This is a genomic window from Micromonospora sp. RTBAU3-60, assembly GCF_054963695.1.
Genome location: NZ_JBUEGB010000177.1, coordinates 1 through 1,317 on the forward strand (window position 1 = coordinate 1; position 1,317 = coordinate 1,317).

At 63.2% G+C, this 1,317-nt stretch carries 2 protein-coding genes; one reads left to right on the forward strand and one right to left on the reverse strand.

The genetic code is table 11. From position 1 onward, the window contains the following. Window positions 1–129: 129 nt before the first annotated feature. Window positions 130–561, reverse strand: coding sequence for an IS200/IS605 family transposase (tnpA, locus tag ACY34I_RS40400; protein ID WP_462760829.1), 432 nt, complete (start codon window positions 559–561; stop codon window positions 130–132). 23 nt (window positions 562–584) lie between these two features. Here tnpA and ACY34I_RS40405 point away from each other — a divergent pair. After that, on the forward strand, window positions 585–1,317 hold a 733-nt coding region (locus ACY34I_RS40405; protein WP_462760830.1), incomplete at its 3' end, for a nuclease/transposase family protein.

The following is a 1,317-nucleotide window of genomic DNA, read 5'->3' on the forward strand; positions in this document are numbered from 1 at the left end:
GCGGTCATCCCACGCTTCCAGCGACACCCTCGACCCTCCAACCGACGAATCCGATAATCATGCCAACAGATGGATCTGAGTGGTTTGGCCATTCCCCAACGGAGTCCTTCAGGGCCGGGAGGAATCGCGTCACGAGCCGGGACGTTTCTGGTTTTCGATGTATTCGCGGATGACGCTCAGGGGTGCCCCGCCGCAGGATCCAGCGAAGTACGAGGGTGACCACAGGTGGCCGTGCATGAGGTGCCGGTTGATCCGGTCGGTGAATTCCTGCCGCAGGTAGTGCGTGGAGACGCCCTTGAGTCGGTTGACCAGGGTTGAGATCGGCAGTTTCGGCGGGTAGTGGACGCGCAGGTGGACGTGATCGTCTTCGCCGTTGAACTCCCTCAGTTCCGCGCCAAGGTTGTCGCACACGTCAGCCATGATCTGCCTACACCGGGTGAGCATGGCGTCGTTGAACACGTCCCGCCGGTACTTCGTGACAAAGACAAGATGAACGTGCAGGTGGTAAACAACGCTACGGCCACGCCGAACATCCGGATCTGGAGTCCACCGTGGTGACATAGACACGATGGTACACTGTGGACGTGAAAATGGTCGTGCAGGTTCGGCTGTACCCGGACGCCGCCCAGGAGGCAGCGCTTCGGGCGACGCTTGACCTGTGCAACGAGGCCGCGAACCTCGCCTCAACTGAGGCATTCCAGCGGCGGATCTACGCGAAGCAGGCACTTCAGCGACTTACCTACGGCCGGTTGAAGGCGATGGGGTTGTCGGCCCAGCCGGCGATCCATGTCGCCCGTAAGGTCGCTGGCGCGTACGCCACCCTGAAGGCCACCATCCGTGCCGGCCATCTCGGCAAGCCCGGGTCGAAGCGCCGCCGCAAGGCTGAGGGAAAGCCGATCAGGTTCCGCCGGGATGCCTCCCAGCCGTTCGACGACCGCTGCCTGTCCTGGCAGATGCGCTCCCGCACGGTTTCCATCTGGACGACAGGGGGCCGGCAGTCCCGTATCCGGTTTGGGTGCTCTGACGAGCAGTACGCGGTGCTGTCCGCCCACCGCAGGGGTGAGTCTGACCTGGTGTGCCGTGACGGCAAGTGGTTCCTGTACGCCACCTGCGACATCCCTGATATGGAGGTGAAGGAGCCTGACGGGTTTCTTGGTGTTGACCTGGGTATCGCGAACATCGCCACCACCAACGACGGGACCCGGCACTCCGGCAAGGGTTTGAACCGGGTCCGGCACCGTAACCAGCGGCTACGGGCCAAACTCCAGCGCATCGGCAGCAAATCGGCCAAGCGGCTGTTGAAGGCCCGCCGGCGTA

What these genes read in the sequence shown, in the direction of transcription:
- tnpA (WP_462760829.1), bottom strand. Translation starts at nt 561, where the DNA reads ATGTCACCACGGTGGACTCCAGATCCGGATGTTCGGCGTGGCCGTAGC.